The organism is Desulfuromonadales bacterium, assembly GCA_035620395.1.
Lineage (GTDB): Bacteria > Desulfobacterota > Desulfuromonadia > Desulfuromonadales > DASPGW01 > DASPGW01.
The window spans coordinates 22,020-28,670 of the sequence record DASPGW010000261.1 but is presented as its reverse complement, the minus strand read 5'-3'; the positions used below and the strand labels follow the sequence as shown (position 1 = coordinate 28,670).

The following is a 6,651-nucleotide window of genomic DNA, read 5'->3' as shown; positions in this document are numbered from 1 at the left end:
GGCGCCGCCCGTTTCGATGGCGCGGACCTCTTCTCCCAGGCGGGAGAAGTCGGCGGAGAGGATGGAAGGGGCGATCTTGATCATGAGAACTCCTGTTCGCGGGCCGTTGTCCCTGGACATCTGTTCATTGCTTATTTACCACGGGCAACGGACCACGGACAACGGGCAAATCACTGATTTTTCCGGAAACGCACGGCGAAGAAGGCATCCATGCCGCCATGGCGATGGGGAAAGGTGCGCAATGCCCCCTGGTCGTCGAACAGTTCCAGCCATTCGGGAAAGATCGTCCGCAGATCTTCGCGGACGAACTCGGGGTGCCCGTCGAGAAAGGCCGCGACGACCCCCTCGGTCTCCTCCGGGGTCAGCGTGCAGAGGGAGTAGAGCAGGACCCCGCCGGGCCGGACCAGGCCAGCGACGTTTCGGAGAATCGTCTGCTGCAGGGTGGCCATCTGCCGGATTTCGGCCTCCGTCCGCCGCCAGCGGATCTCCGGATTGCGCCGCAACACCCCCAGGCCGCTGCAGGGTGCATCGACCAGCACCCGATCGAAGCTGCCGGGAGGCAGGAATTCGGGCGGCGCCGTCAGGTCCCAGCAGCGCGTCTCGATGCCGGAGCTGTGCAGGCGCCGGGCACCCGCCGCGATCAGGGCCACCCGTTTCGGGTGGATATCGAGGGCCAGGATGCGCGCACGGCCCTCCGTCAGGGCGGCGATTTCCGTCGTCTTGCCGCCCGGGGCGGCGCAGGCATCGAGAATCCGTTCCCCCGCCAGCGGCGCCAGCAGGTGCGGAATCAGCATGCTCGCTTCGTCCTGCACCTGGAACCACCCTTCGTCGGCGCCCGGCAGACGCTTCGCTCCGCGGCCCGCAACGATCACCCCCTCCGGGGCGAAGCTTGTCGGCACCGCCTCGAACCCTGTCCGGGCGAGTCCCTCCAGAAATGCTTCCCGATCGGTCCGCAGGGTGTTCACCCGCAGAGCAAAGGGGGCCGGTTGGCGCAAGGCGTCGGCCAGGGCGAACGCCTCCTCCCGGCCGAGTTCAGCCAGCCAGCGGCTGGCCAGCCAGCCCGGCAGGGAAAGAGCATGCTCCAGGTAGGACAAAGGATCACCGGCGGGATCTGGAAGCGCCTTTCCATCGCGGGCACGAAGCAGGGAACGCAGAATGCCGTTGATGAAACCGGTAGCGCGTGCGAGCCCGGCCCTTCGGGCCGCTTCGACCGTCTCGTCGACGGCGGCCGGCGCCGGCACACGGTCGAGGAAGAGCAGCTGATAGGCCCCCAGGCGCAGAAGGTTGAGGACCTTGGGTTCGACTTTTGCCAGCGGCTGGCTGCAAAAGCGCGCGAGGACGAAGTCGAGCGGGCCGCGCTGGCGCAGCACCCCGTAAACCAGCTCCGTCAACAAGCCGCGGTCGCGGGGGTCCATCTCCCGCTCGCGCACCAGCACGGCATCGAGGGCGAGGTCGGAAAAGGCTCCCGCCTCCACCCGGTTAAGGATGTCGAAGGCGAGCTGCCGTGGATCGATGTTTTTCATGGGGGGAATCCTCAGCAGCAATAAAGCGGGGGCGTGTGGTTCACGCCCCCGGTGGTCGGAATATGCGCTGCAGCGTCAGCCGAGCTGCAGGCTCTCCAGGCGGCGAACCCGCTCCTCGACCGGCGGGTGGGTGGAGAAGAGCGCTTTGAGACCGTCGCCGCGCAGGGGGTTGACGATGAACATGTGGGCGGTTGCCTCATTCGTCTGCGGCATCGGCCGCCGGGTGTTGGCCGCTTCGAGCTTGCGCAGGGCGCTGGCAAGATAGAAGGGATTGCCGCACATCTGTGCCCCGCCCTTGTCCGCTTCGTATTCGCGGGAACGGGAGATCGCCATCTGCACCAGCATGGCAGCAATCGGGGCGAAGATCATCATCAGGATGAGACCGATCGGGTTGCTGTCCTCGTCGTCGCGGCCGCCGCCGAAGATCATCGCCCACTGGGCCATGTGTGCGAGATAGGCGATGGCGCCGGCGATGGTGGCGGCCACCGAACCGATGAGGATGTCGCGGTGCTTGACGTGGCTCATTTCGTGCGCCATGACCCCCAGCAGCTCTTCGCGACTGAGAATCTGCAGGATACCTTCGGTAGCGGCCACCGCAGCGTGCTGCGGATTGCGTCCGGTGGCGAAGGCGTTGGGGGTTGGCTGAGGCAGGATGTAGACCTTGGGCATCGGCAGACGATTCCTCTGGCAGAGCTCCTGCACCACCTCGAAGAGAGGACCGTCCGCGACCTCCTGGCCACGGTACATCCTGATGACGATCTTGTCGGAAAACCAGTAGGAGCCGAGGTTCATCACCCCGGCCATGATCAAGGCGAAAAGAGCCCCGCCGCGCCCCCCCATCGCGCCGCCGGCCAGCATCAGGACGAGGGTGAGCAGGGTCATGAGAATGATCGTTCGCAAGGTGTTCATACGGTTGGTTCCTTGTGCGCTAAAAATCGTAGGTCAAGGTTGCGGTGGCTGCCGCGGAGATTTCGGCGCGTCCACCAATGTTCATCTTAGATGGGTCACCGTGGGAAATCAAGGCGGCCCGCCCTCCACGTGCTCGTCGATGGCCCGTTCCACCTCGGCCAGAATGATGTGGGTATTGAAGCAGGGACCGTGCGGCCGATGATTGAGAATACCGATCACCGGCAAAGGGTAGGCGTCCCGGATGCCCGAGGTGAGGTCCCGCTCGCAGGCGACGGCGATGATGACTCGCGGTCGCCGCTCGACGATGATCTTGCGCGCCAGGGTGCCGCCGGTCGCCACGGCGATGGCGATGCCGCGCCGGCTGGCCAGCGCTGCCAGACCGCTGATATCGCACTGGCCGCACCGTGCGCATTTGTCGACGTCGCCGGTGATCTTGATGGCGCAGTCGAAGAGTTGGATGCAGTGGGGAAGCAGGAGGAGTGCCCGATCGCTGCCGACCCGCAGTTTCTTGGCCCGCACCAGCTGGTTGTTGAGGGCGATGAAAGACTGCTGCAGGGTGTCCCGGTGGATGCCCAACAGACGGCCCAGGCCGATGATGGCCGGAAAGAGGTAGCGGACGACGATCCCGCGCAGGCGGTCGGAAAAGAAGAGGTCGCGGCCGGAGAGCAGGGTGAGGATGAGCAGGGAAAGCCCGCCGACGATGATCAGGGCAAGCACCGACAAGAGCGTGCCGAAGAGAATGGGCAGAACCGGATGGATGTTGATGAGCCCGACGCTGGGGACCCACCAGAGCAGAAAGGCCACGACCAGCACCAGGGCGCAGGCCCCGGCCAGCAAACCGATGAAAAGCCGCTTGCGCGGCTCGAAAACCTCTTCTGAGATTTCAGCCACTGGCACCTCAGGATTCCAGGCGGGCACCGGTTGGGATCGGTCGGCCGCGCAGGAATTCGCCGGCCGGCAGACGCTTCTTGCCGGGCAACTGCAGTTCCCCGATTTTCAGTACGCCGCCGGCGCAGGCGACGCGAATCCCGTCCGGGCCGACCGAGACAATCGCTCCCGGTTCGCCAACACCTTCCTCCGGGGTCGTATGGGCAATCTTCAGCACTTCGCCATCCAGATGGGTATAAGCACCGGGCCACGGCTCAAGTCCCCGCACCTGGTTGTGAATCTCTGCCGCGCTGCGGCGCCAGTCGATGCGGCCGTCCTCCTTCTTCAGCATCGGCGCGTAGCTGGAGAGAGTGTCGTCCTGTTTCTCGGGATGCAGGGTTCCGGCGCAGAGCTGCCGCAGGGTCTCTTCCATCGCTTCACGGCCGAGCAGCGCCAGTCGGTCGTGCAGCACTCCGGCAGTTTCAAAAGGGCCGATGGCGGTCGTCTTCTTCACCAGCATGTCGCCGGTATCGAGGCCAACATCCATCAGCATGGTGGTAATGCCGGTCTCCGTTCTGCCGTCGACGATCGCCTGGTTGATCGGCGCCGCACCGCGGTAGGCGGGGAGCAGCGAGGCATGAACATTGATGCAGCCGTATTTCGGGATGTCAAGGACGCTTTTGGGAAGAATCTGACCGTAGGCGACGACAACGATAAGGTCGGGAGCGAGTGCCCGCAGTTCGCTCACCACTTCCGGTGCCCGCAGTTTTAGCGGTTGGAAGACCCTGATCCCGCGAGACGCGGCCAAAATCTTGACCGGCGGCGGGGTCAGCTTCTTGCCGCGGCCGCTGGGACGGTCGGGCTGGGTGAAGACGCCGACGAGATTCAGGCCAAAGTCGAGCAGACCCTCCATGGTGGCCAGGGCAAACTCCGGGGTCCCCATGAAGACGGTGCGGATATCCTTGGGAAGGATCACAGCTGCTCCTCTTGCTGTTCCATCATCTTCTTGTACTTTTTGCGGAAGAGGGAGCGCTTCAGCGGCGAGAGGTGGTCGACGAAAAGGATGCCGTCGAGGTGATCGATCTCATGCTGGAACGCTATGGCCCAGAGCCCGTCGGCCTGCAGCTGCCGGGTATTGCCGCTGAGATCGAGAAAACGCACCGTGACCTGGGCACTGCGCGGGACGCAGGCGTAGTACGCTGGGACCGAAAGGCAGCCCTCCTCTTCGAAGGCATCCCCCTCGCGGGCGATAATCTCGGGATTGATGGCAACGATCAGCTGATGCGGCTCATCCTTGGGGGCGCAGTCGAGAACCACCAGCCGTTGCAATACGCCCACCTGCGGCGCCGCCAGCCCCACCCCGGGAGCGGCGTACATCGTCTCCGCCATGTCAGCGGCCAGGGTTTTGAGTGTCTCATCGATCGCCGCCACGGGTGCGGACACCTGCTTCAGGAGCGGCTCGGGATAATGCAGTATGCGTCGAATCGCCATGTTTTCTCCGGGTCCATTGCGAAGAGACGGCCGGCAACGCCTCCCGATGAGAAGGCGCCGGCGGCCGCAACAATCGTATCATGATAAAGGGAGCGGTCGTGCAAAGTCAACATCGAGGAGCTCGAGGGGCTTGGGGAAGGCGAAAATGAACCATTTGCGTCGCGAAATACCTTGCGCTGCTTCAGCTTGACAGGCGCTGCCTCAGGGGTTCAACTTTCCACCTTTCACTCTGTTAATCGCCTCCTGCTCCTCGCCATCTATATCCATCAGCGCCAGATCGGCGGCGAGCTTCCACCCATCCCCGCGTAGCGTCAGACGCCCTTCCCGAGGCAGGGGTCGCGCTGGATTTCCAGCCGTGGGTAAGCACCTTTTTGCAGGATGGCCCGGAGGATGGCCAGACCCTGATCGATCTCGCCGGGACTCACGACCAGCTGCGGCCGGAAGCGGATGCCGCGTTCGCCACAGCCCACCACCAGCACCTTCTCCAGAAAAAGAGCCTTCACCAACTGGTCGCGGATGTGCCCATCGGGCGCATCAAAGGCGCACATCAGGCCACGGCCGCGGGGGCTGGTAACAATCGCTGGAAATTCCGCCGCCAGCCGGCACAGCCCCGCAAGAAGCCGCTCCCCTTGCCGGCGGGCGTTTTCGACCAGTTGCTCCTCTTCGATGATGCGCAGGATATGGCGGCAGCGCACCATGTCGACGAGATTGCCGCCGAAGGTCGAGTTGAGACGGCTGCGCTCCTGAAAGACGTGGCAGCTCACCTCTTCCACGCGCCGCGAGGCAAGAATGCCGCAGACCTGGGTCTTCTTGCCGAAGACCAGGATGTCGGGCCACACCTGGAAGTGCTCGCAGGCCCAGAAGCGGCCGGTTAGCCCGGCGCCCGTCTGCACCTCGTCGAAGATCAGCATGATCTCGTGGGCGTCGCAGAGGCGGCGCAGGGCCTGGAGAAACTCGGCGCGGAAATGGTTGTCCCCCCCCTCCCCCTGGATCGGCTCGATGATCAGGGCCGCAATATCGTCCCCGTGGCGCTCGATCGCCCGGCCGATCTCCGCCAGGGCCTCTTCCTCAAGGGCCCGCACCGCGGCCAGATTCTGCTCATCGAGGGGAAAGGCGATCCTGGGGTTGACGATGCGCGGCCAGGAGAATTTCGGGAAGAAGTCGGTCTTGCGCGGATCGGCAGTGTTGGTCAGGGAGAGAGTGTAGCCGCTGCGGCCGTGAAAGGCTTGACGGAAATGAATGACCTGGCTGCCGGTTTCACGTCCGCGGCCCTTGCCGAAGTTTTTCCGCACCTTCCAGTCGAAGGCGGTCTTGAGGGCGTTTTCCACCGCCAGGGCGCCGCCGTCGATGAAAAAGGCATGGGGGAGCTCGACGGGCATGGCGATGCGGGCAAAGGTCTCGACGAATTCCGCCATAGCCGGGGTATAGACATCGGAGTTGGATGGCTTGGTGATCGCCAGCTGCCCCAGTTCCTCTTTTGCCTGCAGCAGGCGGGGATGGTTGAAGCCCACCGCCATGGACGCATACATGGAAAAAAAGTCGAGATAGGGCGCGCCATCGCGCTGATCCACGAACCAACTGCCGCGGGAGCGTTCCACATCCAGGATGATGTCGAAGCCTTCGGTCAGCAGATAGCGGGAGAGAACCTTCTTCACATCCAGCGGCTGGATCACGGCGTTCTCCAAGTGAGGCGGCCGGGGCACCCCGCGGCCGCGACAGGAAACCCACTGGTCCTGAGCAGGGTATCACGCCATCAAGGGGAAATGGGGACGGAGCCCGGATTCAGGATAGTGAACGGCCAGCAGGCCGAGGCAGAAGACGACGATATTTTTCATTGGACCCTCGCTGTTCGGGTCGGACT

The 6,651-nt window shown here is 64.1% G+C and carries 6 protein-coding genes; all 6 read right to left on the bottom strand.

What is annotated here, in order from left to right:
- Window positions 1–170: 170 nt before the first annotated feature.
- Window positions 171–1,523 carry a 16S rRNA (cytosine(967)-C(5))-methyltransferase RsmB gene (gene rsmB / locus VD811_14305; protein ID HXV22156.1) on the bottom strand — a complete coding sequence of 451 codons (1,353 nt, stop codon included), beginning with the start codon at window positions 1,521–1,523 and terminating at the stop codon, window positions 171–173.
- Between the two features lie 75 nt (window positions 1,524–1,598).
- Window positions 1,599–2,432: a zinc metalloprotease HtpX gene (gene htpX, locus VD811_14300; GenBank protein ID HXV22155.1), complete on the bottom strand. Its 834-nt coding sequence runs from the start codon at window positions 2,430–2,432 to the stop codon at window positions 1,599–1,601.
- A gap of 108 nt (window positions 2,433–2,540) precedes the next feature.
- Entirely contained in the window at window positions 2,541–3,323 is a 783-nt protein-coding gene (locus VD811_14295; protein HXV22154.1) for a DUF116 domain-containing protein, read from the bottom strand.
- Window positions 3,324–3,330: 7 nt separating this feature from the next.
- The gene (gene fmt / locus VD811_14290) at window positions 3,331–4,275 is read right to left on the bottom strand and encodes a methionyl-tRNA formyltransferase (GenBank protein ID HXV22153.1); all 945 of its coding nucleotides are present in this window, start codon (window positions 4,273–4,275) and stop codon (window positions 3,331–3,333) included.
- A complete protein-coding gene (gene def, locus VD811_14285; GenBank protein HXV22152.1) occupies window positions 4,272–4,790 on the bottom strand; it encodes a peptide deformylase in 519 nt (172 codons plus the stop codon). The genes fmt and def overlap by 4 nt, the downstream gene beginning before the upstream one ends.
- Window positions 4,791–5,101: 311 nt before the next feature.
- A complete protein-coding gene (gene lat / locus VD811_14280) occupies window positions 5,102–6,463 on the bottom strand; it encodes an L-lysine 6-transaminase (GenBank protein HXV22151.1) in 1,362 nt (453 codons plus the stop codon).
- Window positions 6,464–6,651 lie beyond the last annotated feature (188 nt).

Coding starts and splice junctions, on each gene's coding strand:
- htpX (HXV22155.1), bottom strand. CDS start 2,432: ATGAACACCTTGCGAACGATCATTCTCATGACCCTGCTCACCCTCGTC.
- def (HXV22152.1), bottom strand. CDS start 4,790: ATGGCGATTCGACGCATACTGCATTATCCCGAGCCGCTCCTGAAGCAG.
- rsmB (HXV22156.1), bottom strand. CDS start 1,523: ATGAAAAACATCGATCCACGGCAGCTCGCCTTCGACATCCTTAACCGG.